15 protein-coding genes and 2 tRNA genes are annotated in these 19,416 nt (G+C 36.4%); 7 read left to right on the top strand and 10 right to left on the bottom strand.

What is annotated here, in order from left to right; translation table 11 throughout:
* The first annotated feature begins 17 nt into the window (after positions 1-17).
* From I5M32_RS10910 to I5M32_RS10895, 4 genes are all read left to right on the top strand, one after another.
* Positions 18-2,375 (top strand): LamG-like jellyroll fold domain-containing protein, encoded by a 2,358-nt coding sequence (locus tag I5M32_RS10910; RefSeq protein ID WP_200586272.1) that lies wholly within the window; start codon positions 18-20, stop codon positions 2,373-2,375.
* Between the two features lie 84 nt (positions 2,376-2,459).
* Positions 2,460-3,500, top strand: coding sequence for a hypothetical protein (locus tag I5M32_RS10905; RefSeq protein ID WP_200586271.1), 1,041 nt, complete (start codon positions 2,460-2,462; stop codon positions 3,498-3,500).
* Positions 3,501-3,524: 24 nt separating this feature from the next.
* Positions 3,525-4,562, top strand: coding sequence for a hypothetical protein (locus tag I5M32_RS10900; protein ID WP_200586270.1), 1,038 nt, complete (start codon positions 3,525-3,527; stop codon positions 4,560-4,562).
* An 18-nt stretch (positions 4,563-4,580) separates the two neighbouring features.
* Positions 4,581-5,120, top strand: coding sequence for a hypothetical protein (locus I5M32_RS10895; RefSeq protein WP_200586269.1), 540 nt, complete (start codon positions 4,581-4,583; stop codon positions 5,118-5,120).
* A gap of 366 nt (positions 5,121-5,486) precedes the next feature.
* On the opposite strand, the gene I5M32_RS17015 is transcribed toward I5M32_RS10895, so the two are convergent.
* The 5 genes from I5M32_RS17015 to I5M32_RS10875 form a co-directional block, all read right to left on the bottom strand.
* The gene (locus I5M32_RS17015) at positions 5,487-5,657 is read right to left on the bottom strand and encodes a hypothetical protein (protein ID WP_394370320.1); all 171 of its coding nucleotides are present in this window, start codon (positions 5,655-5,657) and stop codon (positions 5,487-5,489) included.
* A complete protein-coding gene (gene mnmE / locus I5M32_RS10890) occupies positions 5,611-6,978 on the bottom strand; it encodes a tRNA uridine-5-carboxymethylaminomethyl(34) synthesis GTPase MnmE (RefSeq protein ID WP_200586268.1) in 1,368 nt (455 codons plus the stop codon). The genes I5M32_RS17015 and mnmE overlap by 47 nt, the downstream gene beginning before the upstream one ends.
* A gap of 89 nt (positions 6,979-7,067) precedes the next feature.
* Positions 7,068-7,141, bottom strand: a tRNA-Arg gene (locus I5M32_RS10885).
* A gap of 26 nt (positions 7,142-7,167) precedes the next feature.
* Positions 7,168-7,241, bottom strand: a tRNA-Ile gene (locus I5M32_RS10880).
* A 133-nt stretch (positions 7,242-7,374) separates the two neighbouring features.
* Positions 7,375-9,798 (bottom strand): alpha-ketoacid dehydrogenase subunit alpha/beta, encoded by a 2,424-nt coding sequence (locus I5M32_RS10875; RefSeq protein ID WP_200586375.1) that lies wholly within the window; start codon positions 9,796-9,798, stop codon positions 7,375-7,377.
* Between the two features lie 129 nt (positions 9,799-9,927).
* On the opposite strand from I5M32_RS10875, the gene I5M32_RS10870 reads away from it, so the two are divergent.
* Genes I5M32_RS10870 through queG form a run of 3 tightly spaced genes read left to right on the top strand, consistent with a single transcriptional unit; the run spans position 9,928 to position 11,967 of the window.
* Positions 9,928-10,323, top strand: coding sequence for a DUF1573 domain-containing protein (locus I5M32_RS10870; RefSeq protein WP_200586267.1), 396 nt, complete (start codon positions 9,928-9,930; stop codon positions 10,321-10,323).
* Between the two features lie 60 nt (positions 10,324-10,383).
* A complete protein-coding gene (locus I5M32_RS10865; RefSeq protein ID WP_200586266.1) occupies positions 10,384-11,019 on the top strand; it encodes an HAD family hydrolase in 636 nt (211 codons plus the stop codon).
* 12 nt (positions 11,020-11,031) lie between these two features.
* Positions 11,032-11,967, top strand: a complete 936-nt coding sequence (queG, locus tag I5M32_RS10860; RefSeq protein WP_200586265.1) for a tRNA epoxyqueuosine(34) reductase QueG — start codon at positions 11,032-11,034, stop codon at positions 11,965-11,967.
* Between the two features lie 42 nt (positions 11,968-12,009).
* On the opposite strand, the gene I5M32_RS10855 is transcribed toward queG, so the two are convergent.
* The 5 genes from I5M32_RS10855 to ppk1 form a co-directional block, all read right to left on the bottom strand.
* A complete protein-coding gene (locus I5M32_RS10855; RefSeq protein ID WP_200586264.1) occupies positions 12,010-12,294 on the bottom strand; it encodes a hypothetical protein in 285 nt (94 codons plus the stop codon).
* Between the two features lie 17 nt (positions 12,295-12,311).
* Positions 12,312-14,663, bottom strand: coding sequence for a DUF2309 domain-containing protein (locus I5M32_RS10850; protein ID WP_200586263.1), 2,352 nt, complete (start codon positions 14,661-14,663; stop codon positions 12,312-12,314).
* Positions 14,664-14,665: 2 nt separating this feature from the next.
* Entirely contained in the window at positions 14,666-16,156 is a 1,491-nt protein-coding gene (locus I5M32_RS10845) for a proton-conducting transporter transmembrane domain-containing protein (RefSeq protein ID WP_200586262.1), read from the bottom strand.
* 235 nt (positions 16,157-16,391) lie between these two features.
* Positions 16,392-17,276, bottom strand: a complete 885-nt coding sequence (locus I5M32_RS10840) for a Ppx/GppA phosphatase family protein (protein WP_200586261.1) — start codon at positions 17,274-17,276, stop codon at positions 16,392-16,394.
* Positions 17,273-19,333, bottom strand: a complete 2,061-nt coding sequence (ppk1, locus tag I5M32_RS10835; protein ID WP_200586260.1) for a polyphosphate kinase 1 — start codon at positions 19,331-19,333, stop codon at positions 17,273-17,275. Before ppk1 ends, I5M32_RS10840 begins: the two co-directional genes overlap by 4 nt.
* Positions 19,334-19,416: the final 83 nt, after the last annotated feature.

Genomic DNA, 19,416 nt, shown 5'->3' with positions numbered 1-19,416 from the left:
CCGAAAAATTTCTTGTCATGAAAAAACAAATTCTACACGGTATCCTAATTTTGATTTCTTTGTCATGCGTAAACAACAAAGCTTTTTCGCAAAATCTCATAGCCAGTTATCCTTTAAATGGCAATGCCAATGATATCAGCGGCAATAATCTTAACGGCACCATCATCGGCACACCTGCCTTTGTTACAGACAGGTTTGGGAATGCCAATAGTGCTATTGCCATTTCTGGCAACTTAGCAAACCGTATTGAAGTAGATGACAATGCTTTGCTGCATTTGCCCAGTATTACCATTTCAGCATGGGTAAAGGAAATAGGGATTAACGCGATTATAAAAACGATAGTGGATAAACCCTTAGGCACAGGCGCATCTGATAGTTGGCACTTGGGTGTTATTACCAACGGAGGAGATCTTTATTCATCCTGGATATTTAACGACCCCGGATCTGCAACAGGTTCACAAATTACGGCTCCTGCTTACATAGGCGATTGGCATTATATTGTATTTACTTTCGACAACAACAGCAAATTGCACAAACTATATGTTGACGGCGTACTTAGATCAACCAATACCCTCAGCAATACTATTGGTTACGATAATAGTAAAATGTATATCGGCGCAGCACTTGAAAACAACGGTCTCAGTTTTCCTATGGATGGAGAATTAGACGATATAAAAATTTATGATGCTGCTCTTTCGGCTCAACAAATTGCCAGCGATTATAGCGCAGGTATAACATATAATAATCCGGGTAGCGGCAGTGCTATACAATTTAATGGAACGGCTAGTCAATATTATGCCCAACTGCCTTCATTACTGGATGGCACCAATGTTTTTACTGTGGATTTTTGGGTAAAAACAACAGAAAGTGGTTCTAATCCAACTTACTGGCAAAACCCTACGCTGGTTGGTAATGTAAATCCGAGTTCTCCTGATGGTGATTTTGGTATTACCCTTAACAATGGGCAAATTGGCGTTTGGAGTGGTATCTGCAGTTGCGGCGATCAGGTTTTACAAACTACTAAAGCAATAAACGATAATAACTGGCACCATGTTGCAGCGGTAAACGATGGCAGTAAGATGGTTTTATATATTGATGGTATGCTACTATCAGGAAGCATCCCAACCAGCGGGGGAGCACTACAAACGGCTGCTCGTCCTTGGAGTATTGGAAAGGGTAATTCCTGCTGTTCAAATGGTTCTCCAGCTAATGCTACGATCGATGAGTTCAGGATTTGGGATACGGCACTATCGCAAACCCAAATCAGGGACCGCATGTGCAAAAAAACAACCAGCAGCGATGGTTTGTATGGCAACCTGCTGGCTTATTATCATTTTAATGAGACAATAGGAACTTCATTAGTGGATTCAAAAAATAATAATATTGCTTTTTTGAATGACGGCACCAGGTTATTAAGTGCTGCGCCAGTTGGAGATGCAGCAGCACATGATTACATGAATGCAGTAAAATCGGTTTCAATCAATAATTCAAATGGCGAAAGTATTACCGTTACATCCACATCGGGCAATCCCGATGGCATCCAGGTTTACGGAGTTGAGGAGCAACCCAATACCGTGGATGGAGTGATTACTCTTGGTAATCCTAATAAATACTTTGGGGTTTTTCAATCAGGCGGCTCCACACCACAATACAACACCGTGTATAATTATACTGGTAACCCTTACGTAACCGCTGCAAACGAAAATACACTCGCCTTATATAAACGCACAGACAATGCTGTTACCACCTGGACGAATGGGTTCGCCAGCCTGAACACGTCAGCCAAAAGCTTAACCTTAAGCGGGCAAAGCACAGAGTATTTACTGGGGGCTTCAGGCCCTTTGCCTCTGCAGCTGCTTTCTTTTACAGCTGGCAATCAAGGGCTTTATGCATTATTAAAATGGACAACAACAGCCGAAATCAACTGTTCGCATTTTGAAATTGAACGCAGTAATAGTGGCGCTCTGTTTCAAAACATAGGCAGTATATCGGCAATTAACAATAATGCAATACATCACTATAATTTTGTTGATAATACTCCACTAAATAATATTAATTATTATCGGTTGAAAATGGTTGACCGTGACGGCCATTACACATTTAGCCCTATTGTGAAAGTAAGTTTCAGAAACAACAATCCCTTATTCAGTATTTTTCCTGTCCCTGCGATAAATACAATTACCATAAAATATTCTGGCCATCAAAAAATTATAATGATGACGATTTTTGATGCAACAGGGAAAAAGGTATTTGCCCAGAAAATTATAAACCAAAGTGTACTGGTAGCAGATATATCCCAACTATCCAAAGGGATTTACACAGTACAATTAGATGATGGAACTAAGCCCCCATCCATAAAACTAATAAAAATGTAACTGACTATACTTCCCTTTTCTTCGTTTTTAATAAAACTTTTTTACTGCTACCCAAACTAGTTTTACAATTAATCAATAAAAAATATGAAATCAGTTTTTATTTTGTTTGTCTTTTTTGCTACCGCCATAAATTTACTTGCCCAGCAAAAAACTTATAACATCGTTACTTATACTGCACCAAATGGCTGGACTGAAAAAGCTGGTAAAGGCAATATTTCTTATTCAAATATTGATGGAGGAACTTGGGCCCAAATAGTAATTTACAAAAGCATGGCGAGTTCTGGTAATATTGCCGCAGATTTTGATAAGGATTGGAATGAATTGGTTGCTGCAAACAAAACTATTTCTTTACCAGAAAAAACAAGCCCAAAAACCACAGAAGGCTGGATGGTAATAAGCGGTAGCGGAACCTGGAGTTATAACGGAGCAAAAGTAACATCCCAATTAACTGTTTATTCTAATGGTCAGGTTTCTATATCAGTATTATGTAACTCCACCAATAAGTCTTTTTTAAATGATTACCAAGCATTGCTTTCTTCAATGGTACTAAATGCTGAAAAAGCTCAACTGGGCTCCGACACAAAAAACAAAGCTGAAGTTGACGGTTTACCTGCAGCTATCCATGATAATTCTATTGTAGGTATATGGATAGTTAACCAGGCAGAATCAAACGGATTTATAAACGGACATTTGATGTACACAGGCGGATACATGCGCAAGGAGTATCAATTTAATGATGACGGCACTTACGTTTTCAGTGAAAAAAACTGGCTGGCTGTTAAAGAAACCATCTACTTTGTTTACGAGACGGGAACATGGGTTATGAATGGGAACCAGCTAACCATTACTCCTAAAAAAGGGGAAGCAGGATGGTGGCTTAAAGACAAAGTAACAAACGATGTAAACAAATGGGGTATTTTTCAAGAAGCGAGCAATTACAAACTCCAAACGGCAACGTATATGCTCGAAATAAAAATAGATCCCAATTATAGCAATTCAATCATTCTTAACTCAAAGAAGGCAACCCAACGAGACGGAGGTCAACTGAATAATCCGCCCTATCGATTTGTTTATGTTCAAAGAAAGGAAACGCTGATTGATAATCCCCCAGGCTTTAAACTCTGACGATTTCAATGTAAATACATCAGTATGAAATATACACTCATTTTAGTAACATTGCTCTTTTTTTCAATGAGCATCATTGCCCAAAAAAGAACCTTTGAGGTTGTTTCCTTCACTGCTCCGGCAAAATGGCAAAAGGTAGAAAATGTTGGAGGTATTCAATTTTCTGTTACCGATAAAAAAACCGGAGGCTATGCAATCGCTATCATTACAAAAGCAACTGAAAGTAATTTATCTACAAGCGAAAATTTTAATAATGCCTGGCAACGACTTGTAAAATCCACTGTCAAGGTCGATGATGACCCTGCAATGCAGAATCCTTTATCAGAAAATGGATGGGATATTTTATCAGGCAAGACAAACTATACTGATGGAAATAATAAAGGTGTAGCTACACTTTTAAACGCTACCGGAGGCGGGCAAACAGTAAGTGTAGTCTTGATGACCAACACACAACAATATCAAAATGCGTTGCTTGCATTTATTAACTCATTAGAACTGGCAAAGGTTACATCAAGCACACCCAGCAAAACTGCTGCATCGGCAAATAAAGTAAACATTCTTTCTTTGGTAGGTCTGTGGACTTATTATGTTTTGGAAGCAACAGGCAATAATATTAATGGTATGCCGCAATACACAGCAGGCTATTTGAGAAAAGAATATGTATTCTATCCTGATGGTACTTATTTGTTCAGGAATAAGCAATGGCTTACAAAAACAGCAAATATTTTGTTTATTTATGAAACCGGCACTTATTCTGTAAACGGCAATCAACTAACTATTACACCTAAGAATGGGAAAAGCGGTTTTTGGGGAAAAACCAAAAGCACTAAAGAATGGGGTAAATTTTTAAAATATGCCGATTATAATTTAGAAAAAACCACTTATACCTTTGAGGTTCTGCAAGACACATCGTATGGCAATAAATTGATACTGAACCCAGGCAGACCAACGGTAAGAGATGGTGATAATTCCAACACAGGTGTTGGCTCTTTTGAATTTTATTATTCCAAACGGGAATTGGAATCGTTAATAGATAACCCACCCGGATGGAAACACCTATAACTTTCTACAAATACAATTATGAAACATTTACTGCTGTTCATCATGATCTTATTCCTTGCCATGGGATTATTTGCCCAAAAGCAAAGTTTTGATGTGGTAAATTATGAAATGCCCCGAGGTTGGGATAAAATAGAAACCGAAAATGGCGTACAACTTTCTACTAAAGATGATGGAAAAGGGAATTATGCAGCTGCAGTAATTGTTCGTTCCGTTGCCAGTACAAAATTACCAAACGATAATTTTAGTAGCAGTTGGAAATCGCTAGTGCAAGGAACGGTAAAAGTATTGGAAGCACCCACCATTTCTGATATGGACATAGAAAATGGCTGGACCTGTATTATTGGGCAGGCAAACTATACCGATGGCCATATCAAAGGATTAGTAACATTGGTAACCGCAACAGCGAATAGTAAAATGGTTAACATCGTACTCATTACCAACACCAACAAATACCAGAATGAATTACTTGCATTTATAAATTCTGTTGAATTAAAAGAAGCACCACCTCAAAACATTAAAAATAAACCTACCATAAATGCTGTTAAGACCCCAAACTAAGAAGCCCTCACTGGTATTTGGGGGTATTAACAAAGTGATATTCAAATATCTTAGGCTACTACTGGCGTGAGTAATATTTCGATGCCGATTGAACTTACCAATTCCTTCAAAAAATATCAGCCATCTATACCACTACGATATTATTTATGCCTATGAAAAAGGAACTTACCAGTTAGTTAGATGACACTCTCAACTTTCATTATTTCTCTGGCAAACAAAACGAACCTTGTTTTGCAATACAACAAGCAAGCGGTAAGAGACGAGGCGTTCAGTAGCAAAACCAGTTCTAAAAATTTATTGTTATACAGAAGGCTTTTGACCCCAAAAAACCAGCAACTGAATTACCAGCTGAAACAAAAATAGAGTTCAAGTACAAATCTCTTCAATAGGTGTAACAATAGAAACAAAAAAATATGTAGCGGCTTTCCCAATTAAATCCGTAATTACATAGAAAACATTAGGGAAGAAAATAAAAGTTTTAAGGGCTATTTTACTTCCCGATGCAGAATTTACTGAAAATATTATCCAACAAATCATCTGTGGTAACCACACCAACAATCTCTCCCAAATAATGTAAAGCTTGTTTTATATCCAAAGCTAAAAAGTCTGAAGTTACAGGATTATCTATCCCATACATTACCTTGTCTAAAGCTTCCCTTGTTTTTTGCAACGCTTCTAAGTGGCGAATATTGGTAACTATTATCTCGTCAGAGTTGAGCAAATTAAGGTTTACGGCTGCCAACAAAGCATTTTCTAAGCTGTCTAGATTTAATTTGTCTTTCGCCGATATTTCTATAACACCTGCTTTTTTATAATTCAATGGATGAAGATCTGATTTATTAGCAACTACGATCAATGAACTATTATGCTCATTGCTTACTGCTTTTAAATCCTCAAGTATCTGGTTTAATTCTTCCTCATTGGTTTCTGATGCGTCGTAAAGATACATAACCACCGCTGAAGATTTGATCTTCTCAAAAGTACGCTCCACTCCTTTTGCTTCGATGATGTCTTGTGTTTTTCTAATTCCGGCGGTATCAATAAACCTAAAAGTTATTCCTTTGATGTTAATTTCATCTTCAATGGTATCTCTTGTGGTCCCTGCGATTTCAGAAACAATGGCCCTTTCTTCATTTAATAAGGCATTCAATAAGGTAGATTTACCCACATTGGGTTTCCCGGCAATTACCACTGGCACACCGTTTTTAATTACGTTACCTAAATCAAAAGACCTTATTAGATTTGATGTATTAGATTGGAGACGTAAGATTAATCGTCTCAGGTCATCACGGTTGGCAAATTCAACATCTTCCTCACCAAAATCCAATTCGAGCTCTATCATAGATGCAAAATGAATCAGTTGCTCCCTCAATAATTTCAACTCGTTAGAAAAACCGCCACGCATTTGCTGCATGGCCAGTTGATGAGAAGCTTTGGAATTAGATGAAATTAAATCTGCAACAGCTTCTGCCTGAGACAAATCCAATCCACCATTTAAAAAAGCCCTTAAAGTAAACTCCCCTGCTTTGGCAAGCCTTGCGCCTTGTTTCATCAACAATTTAATGATCCTATCAATAATATATTTGGAGCCGTGGCAGCTAATTTCTACCACGTTTTCTTTGGTGTAAGATTTTGGGGCTATAAATAATGAAACCAAAACTTCATCAATGATATGCTCTGCATCTCTGATCGTACCAAAATGAATGGTATGGCTATCTTGTTCTTCCAAGTTTTTACCTTTAAAAACCCGATTGATTATTTTTAGGGCATCTGGCCCAGATAAACGGATCACCCCGATAGCACCAATTCCGTTCGGGGTAGCTAACGCCACTATTGTTTCTTCTTGTTGTTGCATCATGAAATACAAAGGTAAGAAATTGTTAAGGGTTTAAGTTTGAGATATAAGTACGATTATACAAAAAAAGCCACCCTATTGGTGGCTTTTAGTGATCACATCAGGATTCGAACCTGAGACCTACTGCTTAGAAGGCAGTTGCTCTATCCAGCTGAGCTATGCGACCTTATCAATTTAATGATGTTTTAAAAGTGCACCCACCTGGGCTCGAACCAGGGACCAAAAGATTATGAGTCTTCTACTCTAACCAACTGAGCTATAGGTGCTGAAATCTAAACCGATTTGCGGCTGCAATGATAGGGCTTTTTTTTAAAAATTACAAAATAAATCAAGCTTAATTAGCATATTCTAGATTAATATTTGAGACATTTTGTTCTGAGAAAGCTAACTGCTTCATTATCAAAAAATATTTGGATATTTAGCCGGGTTTACATTCTGCATCATCTCATAAACTTTTTCTATCACATCATCCAAACTTGGCTTGCTAAAGTAATCTCCATCCGATCCATAGGGTGGCCTGTGCGGTGCGGCGGTTAAAGTTTGAGGTTTTGCATCCAAATAAAAATACCCGTTTTGGCGTTCTAAAATATCTTGTAATATAAAAGCAGAAGCACCCCCGGGCACATCTTCATCTATGATCAGTAATTTATTTGTTTTCTGTAAAGATTTTACGCAATCCATTTCCAAATCAAAAGGCATCAACGTTTGCGCATCTATCACTTCTGCATCAATTCCGTAATTCTCTAATTCTAAGGCAGCCTCAGAAACTATTTTCAAAGTTGATCCATAAGATATTAAAGTGATGTCTCTTCCTTCTTTTAGAATCTCTACCTTCCCTAAAGCAACGCAAAAATCGCCTGGGTTATCTGGCATTTTCTCTTTTAAACGATAAGCATTTAAACATTCTATCACAAAACCCGGTTCATCTCCCCTTAATAAAGTGTTATACATACCAGCCGCTTGGGTCATGTTACGAGGGACGCAAAGATGAATACCCTTTAGGGAATTTAATAATATCCCGATGGGAGAACCTGCATGCCAAATCCCCTCTAAACGATGCCCCCTTGTTCTTACAATCATGGGTGCAATTTGCCCCGCTTTGGTTCTATAACTTAAACTGGCTAAATCATCACTTAAAATATTGAGTGCAAACAGCACATAATCAAGATATTGTATCTCTGCAATTGGTCTAAAGCCACGCATTGCCAATCCTATCCCTTGCCCTATGATGGTCATTTCTCTGATGCCGGTATCAGAAATTCTGTTTTCGCCGTATTTTGCCTGCAAACCTGCAAAACCTTGGTTAACATCGCCGATGCTACCCAAATCTTCGCCAAAGGCAATTAATAAGGGGTTTCTATCAAAATTAGCATCAAAACAGGCGTTTAAAACCTCTCTTCCATCTACCATTTTAGAATTTTGGTGATAGCTAACCTGTATCGCATCAATATTTAGCGGAGATTTTTCTGTGCCTGAAAATAATTTGGAGTTAAAACGCCCATTGTTATTGCCTTGTTGGGTTTTATACCAATTGATCAAGTCGGTTTTTTGTGATGATTGATTTTTTCTGCCCAATCTTAAGGCCTTCCTAACCGAAGAAATTATTTCTTTTCTTAATGGGTCAATATCGGATTTTAGAATTACCGAAACCTTTTTCACTTCTTCAACCTCGTTGCCCAAAGCATCTAAAAGGTTTAAAGCTTCTTGTTTTTCAACTTTGATATCGGCCATCATATCTGCCCAGGCTTCTTTTAAAATGGACTTTACAGATTTCTTGGCTTCGTTTTCTAGATCTGATAACTCATCTTCAGTAATAATAGCAGACGCCAGCATCCATTCTTTCATTTTTGAGAGGCAATCATGCTCTTTTTCCCAATCTAATCTTTCCTTAGATTTATATCTTTCATGAGAGCCAGAAGTAGAATGCCCCAAAGGTTGGGTAACTTCTGTAACATGGATCAAAACGGGTACGTGTTCTTCTCTACAAACCTTGATCGCTTTCTCATAAGTTTCACAAAGGGCGGGATAATCCCATCCTCTTACTTTAAAAATCTCGAAACCGGGTTTCCCTTCTTCACGTTGAAAACCCTTCAATATTTCAGAAATATCTTCTTTAGTTGTTTGATATTTAGCAGGGACAGAGATACCATAATCATCATCCCAAACAGAAATGGCCATTGGTATTTGTAAAACCCCGGCAGCATTTATGGCCTCAAAAAACACCCCTTCTGAAGTTGAGGCGTTCCCGATCGTACCAAAGGCTACCTCGTTACCATTTATAGAAAAATTATCGAATTGTTTTAAATCGCTATTTTTTCGGTATAACTTTGAAGCATAAGCCAAGCCTACCAATCTTGCCATTTGCCCAGCCGTGGTAGAAATATCTGAAGAGCAATTTTTATTTTCGACCTGGTTTTTCCAAGTCCCATCATCGTTTAAAAAACGGGTTGCAAAATGTGCGTTCATTTGCCTGCCGGCAGATGCTGGCTCTTTTATCACATCGGCGTTTGCGTACAGTTGGGCAAAAAGCTCTTTAATTGTTGACATTCCCGTGGCAAACATAAAAGTTTGATCGCGGTAATATCCGGCCCGCCAATCGCCATTTTTAAAAACCTTGGCCATTGCCAGTTGGGCAACTTCTTTCCCGTCTCCAAAAATACCAAACTTAGCTTTACCCGTTAGCACCTCTCTTCTGCCCAAAACACTCGCCTGGCGACTTTTAAAAGCTATTTCATAATCATTTATAACAACTTTTTTAAAATCATCAAAAGTTAGGTTCTCTACCTGGTTTAATGTGCCGGAAATGTCTTTGGTCTCTATCATGTTTAATCTGATGCTCAAAATCCAAATTTAGTAAAATATAAGATAGCTTTAAAATAAGCGTTATTCTTTAAAATTCTTTTGGAACAGTTGTTGAATTACCTATATTTGAATAAATAAATTTAAAAAGACATGAAAAAGATTTTGTTAATATGCTCTGTGCTGATAGGTTTTATAGCCCTTTCTTCTATGAGCGATAATACTGCCGAGTTTAAATTTAATGAGGAAACGCATGATTTTGGCAATGTACCACAAGGTAAGCCGGTTTCTTTTGTTTTCAAATACACAAACGTTGGCGACGAGCCTTTAATTATTACATCTGTAGAATCTACTTGCGGCTGTACCGTACCAAGTGTAGAACCAAAACAAGGTACCCCTGTTAAAAAAGGAGAATCTGGTTCAATCACAATTACTTACAACGCAGCAGTGGCGGCACCGTTTAACAAGTATGTAAAAATTACCTCTAACTCTAAAACACCTTTAAAAATGTTATACATTAAAGGCGAGGTAGTTGCGGCAGCCAACTAATTTACTGAAATTCACTTTAAGCCATCCTGATAGGATGGCTTTTTTTATGCCGAAATTTTTATGCCCACAATAGATAAAAAAATCAAGAACATCATTTTCGATTACGGAAACGTAATATTTAAGATAGACTTTGAAAGAACGCAAAAAGCTTTCGAAAGCCTAGGGATCAATAACGTTGAAAGTTTTTTTTCACATAAACAACACCATACCATATTTAACGATTTTGAAACCGGTAAAATTAACGCCAACGAGTTTAGGGACGGAGTTAGAAAAATATGTGAAAGACCTGATTTAACAGACCAACAGATTGATCGCACCTGGAACTCGCTTTTAATTGGCGTTGAAGAAGGCAACCATGATCTGCTTCTTAGGTTAAAAGATAAATACCGTACTTTTTTATTGAGCAACATCAATGAAATCCACCTCGATTTTATAAATAAATACCTAAAAACAGAGTTTAACTTATCGGGTAACGAAGGTTTTTTTGAAAAGGTTTATTATTCTCATTTGGTAGGTAAACGTAAACCCAACAAAGAAATTTTTGAACAGGTTTTAGAAGAAAATAATTTGATAAAAGAAGAAACGTTATTTATTGATGATAGCCCCCAGCACTTGAAAACCGCTGCAGATCTAGGTATCAACACTTATTTGATGACCTACCCAGACACTATACAAAAGCTGTTTAAAGACCTTTAATCTATCGCAAAATTGCTGATTTCTAAAAACAAATATTCTAAAACCATAAAAGCCGAAGCAAAACGCTTGGGTTTTTCGTTTTGTGGGATAGCTAAAGCAGCCTTTTTAGAAGAAGAAGCACCCAAATTAGAAAACTGGTTAAAAAACAATTATAATGGCAAAATGGATTATATGAACAACCATTTTGATAAAAGATTAGATCCAAGGTTATTGGTTGATGATGCCAAATCGGTTATTTCTGTTGCCCTAAATTATTTTACGGAAGAAAAGCAGCAAGATCCAAATACGCCAAAAATATCTAAATACGCCTACGGAAAAGATTATCATCTTGTAATAAAAGATAAACTGAAATCTTTGCTCTATTTTATAACAGAAAATATCGGAGAAGTAAATGGGAGAGCATTTGTAGATTCTGCACCCGTTTTGGATAAAACTTGGGCCAAAAAAGCCGGTTTAGGTTGGATGGGAAAAAACACCAATTTGATCTCTAAAGATAGTGGCTCTTTCTTTTTTATTGCCGAGTTGATCGTGGATATAGAATTGGATTACGATGATACGTTTGAAAACGACCATTGCGGAACTTGCACTAAATGTATAGATGCCTGCCCTACTGAAGCCATTGTAGCACCTTATGTGGTTGATGGGAGCAAATGTATCTCTTATTTGACCATAGAGTTAAAAGAACAGATCCCCGATGAATTCAAAGGAAAAATGGATAATTGGATGTTCGGTTGCGATGTTTGCCAAGATGTTTGCCCATGGAACAGGTTTTCTGTCCCTAATCAAATTGAAGAGTTTAAACCACATCCCGATTTATTGAAGCTCAATAAAAAAGATTGGGAAGAAATAACCTCAGAGGTTTTCTCTGAGGTATTTAAAAAATCGGCGGTTAAACGCACCAAAATTGAAGGTTTAAAAAGAAATATCTCTTTTTTGAAAACCAGTTGATGAAAAATGGTTATCACGTATGATGGCAACCACCTCTTTAATTTATTTCATAACTTCTACATCAACTTCTTCCATTTCTATAAAAGATTTAATATTGAACGATAGGTTATCTATCAGCTTATCTTTGAGGAAAAGGATTATATGATCTCTGGTTTTTTTTAATTCTTCCACTCTTTCTAAAGATTCGCCATCTGTGCTGCCCGCTTTAATCTCATTACTGAAACTTTTTAGCTCGTGAAACTTGATCTTTTTATCAATTAAGGTTAAAAGAATTTCTTTTGCATCAACTGCGTTAAAAACACCATCTATTAATTTGAATTTTTCCATTTTATTTTCTTTTAAGTTTATAATACTGTTTCTAAATTTTCTATTGCATTTATGGGTGATAAAGGGTTATCATTTTTTGAGTAGTGCGTAATTTCGCCTCCCTTCTGTGGATCCATGATCATCAAATAAATCCATTCGTTTTCTAATAAAGATTTTATATGCGCATTTCTTTCCAAAATTTGATCGATCCTTTCTGTTGGTGCTTCTATTACCACAGATAACCTTAATGGTTGATGATATATCTCATCATCTGAAGCTTTAACAGATTGTAAAGGGATCCCTCTTTTTAAATCGCCACCGTTGCCTTGCACCACACCAAATTTGCCCACCACGTTATGGGTAATTTTAGAGCCTCCGCCAAACTTCTCATTATCAACCGTAGAGAAATAATAATGGTTGTTGATCCATTGTGTAACCACCATTGGGCCTTGCATAATGGCTTCTAAAACAGCCCCGGTTGTGTCTGTTTTCCAATCATAAGATTGTAAAAAACATCTGCTTCCCAAGTTTACATGCTTGCTTAAGTTTCTTGGCCCAATTATAAAACCTGCATTTTTAGCTAAACCCCATTCTGGCCTTGTTTCTGCCCAGTTATTTGCTTTCTTTTCAGATAATTTAACAGCTCCGTTTAGCATTCCTCTTCTTTCGGCAGAGCTACTTCTTTGTATCGATAGTAAATCGGCTTTTAATTTTGCGAGGTTTTTTTGTAGGGATAATGGTGCTTCGCTATCAAACAATACAATCTCATCAGTTGTGGTGTTGTGTTCTGCCCCTAAAAAGAAGGTGTTTTCTGGTATCGCTATGTTGTAACTCTCTTTTAAAACCATTCTTACTTCTTTAATATTGGCCAGCTTTGCCAACATCCTAGCATTATGTCTTCCGGGGCTTGCAGCACAAGCACCACAATCTAGGCTAGATCCAAAGGCATTGTTTTTGGTATGGCTTCCATGCCCCGCAAAAACTACTAAAGGCGCAAACTCTTTCCATCCCATCACATCAAAAGCAGATTTTACGATGGCTACTTTTTGCTCTAATGGGATATTATCAAATTTATCGGACGATACCTGATGATGATTTAAAGATGGCTCACAAATACCCTCATGAGATAATTCGTTCTTCTTTTCATACCTGTATAAATTACCGGGGAATATTGATCTTGCCAGTAGTGAAACTCCGTATAAAATCCCTGAACCTTCTACAAAACCGAAAGCGGAAGGCAACATACTTTTAAGCCTGTTTAAAAAGTAATTAGAAAATTTTTGTTCCTCTTTTTTCTTTTGATAATTTGCTAGCTCCTCTCCTTTTCCAATCTGTGGGATTTCTGAAACTTTATACGCAGACGGAACAATTGGAGGACAAGATTTTCTACTGATCCCAGTTGCTAAATCTTCATAATCCATAGCGATACCAAAGAAACCCGCAAAGCCAAAGGTTTCATAATTACCTTTGCTTTCTATATGCCTTCTGATCAATTCTGATCTTGTATCGATACAAAAAACCATTTGTGCATCTGGCAATTTTTTTTCTTTGGTTTGGTTGGATAGTTGGATGGAATTTTCCTTTAAAATACCCTTCAATTCTGATTGCCAACTCATCTCCCAAGCTTTTAAAAAGATGTGTTTTAGTTGGATGAGTTCTGATAAATGATCGTTATAGTTTTTTAGAGGTGCAATTTGTGCATCAATCAGTTTTGCGATGGTTAATCTTACGGCCAAATAATCCATTATAGAAATCGGGTATTTTTGTTGCCATAAAGAATCTGTGTCTGTTCTGTATTTGATATAACCAACCCAACCCGCCAAAGAACTGATATGAAATTTGAAGATTTCCTCGTAGCCGGCTTCGTTAATACCCGCTAAAGCGTTTTTGATCGCCTCTTCTGGATCAGCCGAAATATTTTTTATAGATTTGAATTGATCATCAAAAACGGCTATCTTTTTCCAAGCCTTAAAAAAACCCTCAGATTTGAAAGGCATTTGCCACTCTGCCATCCCTTCATCTAAAAATGCCGATAACCATTTAACGGTTAATTGATCTAAAAGCCGATTGGGGTTTTCTTTTGAGACCGTTTTTTCTGAAGCCATTTGGTTTAAATAAAAATCTGGCGACTGTTGGTAACCTTTTTCAACAAGTAAATCCAACAAAATATCATTATCGATTTCTTTTTTCCCCAATGCTTCGGTGTAAACTGCTGCGGTTGGAAAAAATGAACCTCCTGATAAGTTATTTGCGTTTTTTACGGCATCCAAAAAAGAACTTTTTTCATAACCCGATAAAGGATTAGAGGTTACAAAGCCATATAAAGGCCATGTTTTGCCAATTACGCTAGCCGCTTTTTCTATGCTATTATTGATCGTTAGAGTTTTCATAACTATTTATTATTAAAGTTTAAAGTAGTTTTATGGTAAGGTTGGGATAGGTTTAGCAATTTCACGTACAACCAAGGTACTTTTTGGTAGCCGCCCAGTTTCATGATAAAAAACCCGACAAGAAAAATAATCCCGAAACCGATTTGGATGAATGAAAGTGGTAAAGGTGTATCAGAGAATGGCATACCAGACATCATATAGGTTACCCCGCTATAAATTGCGGCATATAAACCTATGCCTATAAAGAATAACATTGGTGGGATAAACGCTTTTTGAATGAGCGAAAGGTTTTTTTGTTTTACGATGTTGTAAGTAACCTGTCCTACTGTTATGGCAACTATCAGCGTTAAGAAAATCCCACTATTTAATGCAGTTCCTTTGCCTGTTAATGTTGCAAAGAGCCAAGCCCCAATTAAGCCATATATCAATACTATTACAGCTTGCATTGGTTTGATCACAATTTGTTGGTTGTTTTTTGGTTTTGTGTGCTCTACTGTTTCACCAGATGAAAGAAAAAGGTAAGCTTTATAAAAGCCATGTAAGATTAGGTGTGCAACCGCTGCGTTAAAAAAACCCAAACCGCACTGCATGATCATAAAACCCATTTGGGCAATGGTAGAACAAGCCAATTTTTGTTTAACGTTCACTTGCAACAATTTGGTAAACTGAGCTATGATAGCCGTTAAACCCCCAATTATCAATAATAAGGTAAAGGTTTGCGAGTGAAATATAAGGCTAGAGAATATAGCCAACAATATTCCAGAACCATTTACAAAACCCGCATGCATTAACGCCGATGCCGGGGTTGGAGCCGTCATGGCAGAAAGTAACCACCTATGAAAAGGATAAATTGCAGATTGGATAATGGCCGCAACAATTATAAAAATGGCGGATAACGTTAAATTTAATATCGATAAATTACCCAGCCTACCTATAATATCGCTCAAGAATAACGACTGGCATTTAAAGGCCAATAACAATGTGCCTGCAGCTAAAAATAATGTACCGATCAAAAAATATTTGTGGGAGAACTTAGCGGCTTCCTTGGCATCTTTCCATTCTTTGTTAACCCCTATCAATTTTGCCATAAAAAAGCCCATGGTAAACCAAGAAAGAATAAACAGCGCAACATGGTTAGAGGCTACAAAAAGCATTACAGAGAAGGTAAAACCCAAACTCAATTTCACAAAACGCTGGTGATATTTAAAACCTATCAGATAACTTCTGCTATATGTGTTTACAATAGCGCTAAAAAAAGTTACCGTTGCCCAAATAATTAATGTAAAACCATTGATTCGGAACCATCCATCAAAATCATAATTGGGGATATTGCCCTTAAAAATTAGGAGCAGAAGGCTAGCGAAAAATAATATCCATAGAAAGATATTTGTAAACCCTAAAAAACCTAAATAAGGTTTCTTTTGCTCTTGTTGTGTACCTAAATATTTGAGATTTAGGTTTTGTGCTAAGGATAAATTTGATTGTTTTTCCATTTTTGTTTGATTGTTGTTTAACAATGGCAAATCTGAAAAAACTAAAGCATTAATTTTTATTTATAATAGTTATAATATGTATTAAATATATTTATGCAATTTTTTTAATCTATGATTGTTTTGGCAATAAGCCTTGCCTAATTTTAGTGAAAGTATTTTTAGGGCTTATGGTAGAAAAACCTATGGTTATCTCAATATTATTGATTTGATCAAGATTGAGGGACGTAACGATCTTCTAAATTTTAGGGAAATTTTTCTCTATCAAAACCTGTATCACGCCATCTACCAAGCCAACTTTTGGCACATAAATCTGTTTGATGCTGGCGTATTTCATTACGGTTATAAAAAGCTCGCAAGCGGGTATAATAACATCTGCCCTATCTTGGTTTAAGCCTAAAATATTGATTCTGTCTTTTAAAGAGAAAGAATTTAGGTATTGATATTGTGTTTTTAGCTTGATAAAACTTAAAGGTTTGCCTTCCTTTTCTTCAGATAATTTGAATAGTTTATTGATGTTGCCCCCAGTACCAATGCCAATTAAACCTTTGTGGTTTTTGGTCTCGTTCCTTAACCAGAATTTTAAACTGTCCCAAGTTTCTTCTTTATCTTGATTGTCTAAAATACGGATAGTACCAAGATCAAAAGATCTAGATGCTTTTAGTTTACCATCAGAAAAAATGGATAATTCTGTACTTCCACCGCCAACATCAATATATAAATAGTTTTTATTTCTTTCTAAGGTTTGATCTGCATGGCTAGAATAAATGATATGTGCCTCTTTTTGACCTTCTACTATCTCTAGATCTATGTTTGCAACAGATTTTATCTTTTTAACCAATTCGGCGCCGTTTTTAGATTCTCTTAGTGCAGATGTTGCACAAGCCATATAATCTTCTACCTGGTAAACTTCCATCAAGTTTTTAAAAGCTACCATCGTTTTAACTAATTCGGCTGCTTTTTTATCAGAAATAGACTGTTTTAAGAATGCATCGTCGCCCAACCTAACCGGTACTCTAATCAATGTGTTTTTCTTAAAAGAAATTACACCGTCATTGTTAATAATGTTAGCGATAAGAAGTCTTACTGCATTAGAGCCAATATCGATTGCTGCGTATTTCAAGATGATTTGTTTTTATATTTTAAATAATTGTAAGAATCTGTTTGTGTTCTTACTGGTAAAGTGCTGTTGGTTTTTCTATATCTATTAGTATTTAAAGCATTTATTTCCCTAGCCTTAACATTATCCTTTAATTGTATGTTGATGAGTTCTTTGATCTCTTCCCTTATTTCTCTATCATAAATAGGGAAACCCACTTCCACTCTATGATCTAGGTTTCGTGTCATCAAATCGGCAGAAAGCAGATAGATCTCTTCATCTCCGCCATTGGCAAAAATCCAAACCCTGGCGTGTTCTAAAAATTTATCGACAATAGAAAACACTTCAATATTTTCACTAAAGCCTTTTTGTTTTGGCACTAAACAACACATCCCTCTCACTATCAGTTTAATTTTAACCCCTTGATTACTTGCTTCATATAGCTTTTTAATGGTAATTTCATCTGCCAATGAATTCATTTTCAAGATCAAGTAAGCATCTTTGCCTGCTTTTGCGTTTTTTATTTCTCTATCAATCATAAAGAATAATCTTTTACGCGTTTCTAGTGGCGAAACAATCAGATTATCATAATCTTTAGAAATTTTCTTTTTTTCAATGTTTAAGAAAAGCTTACTTAACTCTTTGGTAATGCGCTCATCGGCCGTAAAAAGGCTATGGTCGCAATAAATAGTGGCAGTTTTCTCGTTATAATTACCTGTGGCCAAATTTGCATAATAGGCCGGCTTGCCTTTTTCTAGGCGGGTTACCATACAAATTTTGGTGTGTACTTTATAGCCAGTGATACCGTAATTAACGTTTATCCCCTCGTCTTCTAGTTTGTTTGTCCAAAAGATGTTTGCCTGTTCATCAAACCGGGCTTTTAATTCTACCAAACAGTTTACTTTTTTACCGTTTCGGGCAGCGTTGATCAATGCGTTTACGATCCTAGAGTTTTCTGCCAAACGGTAAAGCGTTATATGGATGCTTGTTACCCTAGGATCAATAGCGGCTTCCCTTAAAAAATGGATGATATAATCAAAAGATTGATAAGGTAAGTTGATGAGGTAATCTTTTTTCTTGATCAGCTCAAACATACCTTTAAAAACGCTTAGGTCTTTTATTGGTAAAGGCGTAATTTTTTTATATTCAAGTTCTGCATCCCCAACATTCGGGAAAGCGATAAAATCTTTAAAATTATGGTATTTATTACCCGGAATGAGGCTTTCTGAACTTAACTCTAATCTATTGATTACCGTATTTAGCATTTCTATAGGCATGGCACTATCATAAAGTAAACGCATTGGTTTACCTTTTTTGCGCTTTTGCAAGCTTTTGGTAAGTGCATCTATAAACTTATCACTCACGGTTTTATCTAGGTCTAATTCTGCATCTCTTGTAATTTGGATAGAATAGGCCTCTACTTCGTCGTAATCAAAAACAAAGAAAATCTCATCTATACTGTACCTAATAATATCATCTAAAAGAATAATAAATTTAAGGTTGTTGGTTTCTGGCAAAACCAAAAAACGATTTAAACTATCTGGTATTTCTATTAGAGCGTATTTTACTTTTTGCTTTTTAGAGTTTTGGGTTAGTTTTACCAAAAAATAAATAACCCTGTCCCTTAGTTCTGGGAAAGGTTTCTTATCGTCGATAATAATAGGGACTATGGTAGAAAGCACCTTATCCCTAAAATATTTTTTAACAAAAGCGCCCCTGCTTACGTTTAGTTGATGCTCGTTAAGTATGAATATTTTATTTTCTGCCAGTTCTTTGATGATCTCTTCATAAAGGAGGTTAAATTTTTTCTCTTGTTTTACAACGATATTTTTTATTTGGTTAAGTATTTTTTTAGGATTGTAGCCAAATTCTTCTTTTACCTTACTTACCACCGTTACCAGCCTATTTAAAGTGGCAACCCTAACCCTATAAAACTCATCTAAATTAGAAGAAAATATGGCTAAAAACCTCAATCTCTCTATCAAAGGGACAGTTTTATCTGTTGCCTCTTGCAACACCCTGGCATTAAAATAAAGCCAACTGATTTCCCTATTTATTAAAGGAGGTTTTTCTTGAGTCATGTAAAATAAAAAAGAATCCCTGGGCATGCACCCGGGATTCAAAACTGCAAATTATTTTGTTAATAAATTATTAAAATAAGGTT

Source organism: Pedobacter segetis, from assembly GCF_016623585.1.
GTDB lineage: Bacteria > Bacteroidota > Bacteroidia > Sphingobacteriales > Sphingobacteriaceae > Pseudopedobacter > Pseudopedobacter segetis.
This window is presented reverse-complemented; position numbering and strand designations above follow the sequence as displayed.

Coding starts and splice junctions, on each gene's coding strand:
- I5M32_RS10910 (WP_200586272.1), top strand. CDS start 18: ATGAAAAAACAAATTCTACACGGTATCCTAATTTTGATTTCTTTGTCA.
- I5M32_RS10905 (WP_200586271.1), top strand. CDS start 2,460: ATGAAATCAGTTTTTATTTTGTTTGTCTTTTTTGCTACCGCCATAAAT.
- I5M32_RS10900 (WP_200586270.1), top strand. CDS start 3,525: ATGAAATATACACTCATTTTAGTAACATTGCTCTTTTTTTCAATGAGC.
- I5M32_RS10895 (WP_200586269.1), top strand. CDS start 4,581: ATGAAACATTTACTGCTGTTCATCATGATCTTATTCCTTGCCATGGGA.
- I5M32_RS17015 (WP_394370320.1), bottom strand. CDS start 5,657: ATGATTTGTTGGATAATATTTTCAGTAAATTCTGCATCGGGAAGTAAA.
- mnmE (WP_200586268.1), bottom strand. CDS start 6,978: ATGATGCAACAACAAGAAGAAACAATAGTGGCGTTAGCTACCCCGAAC.
- I5M32_RS10875 (WP_200586375.1), bottom strand. CDS start 9,798: ATGATAGAGACCAAAGACATTTCCGGCACATTAAACCAGGTAGAGAAC.
- I5M32_RS10870 (WP_200586267.1), top strand. CDS start 9,928: ATGAAAAAGATTTTGTTAATATGCTCTGTGCTGATAGGTTTTATAGCC.
- I5M32_RS10865 (WP_200586266.1), top strand. CDS start 10,384: ATGCCCACAATAGATAAAAAAATCAAGAACATCATTTTCGATTACGGA.
- I5M32_RS10855 (WP_200586264.1), bottom strand. CDS start 12,294: ATGGAAAAATTCAAATTAATAGATGGTGTTTTTAACGCAGTTGATGCA.
- I5M32_RS10850 (WP_200586263.1), bottom strand. CDS start 14,663: ATGAAAACTCTAACGATCAATAATAGCATAGAAAAAGCGGCTAGCGTA.
- I5M32_RS10845 (WP_200586262.1), bottom strand. CDS start 16,156: ATGGAAAAACAATCAAATTTATCCTTAGCACAAAACCTAAATCTCAAA.
- ppk1 (WP_200586260.1), bottom strand. CDS start 19,333: ATGACTCAAGAAAAACCTCCTTTAATAAATAGGGAAATCAGTTGGCTT.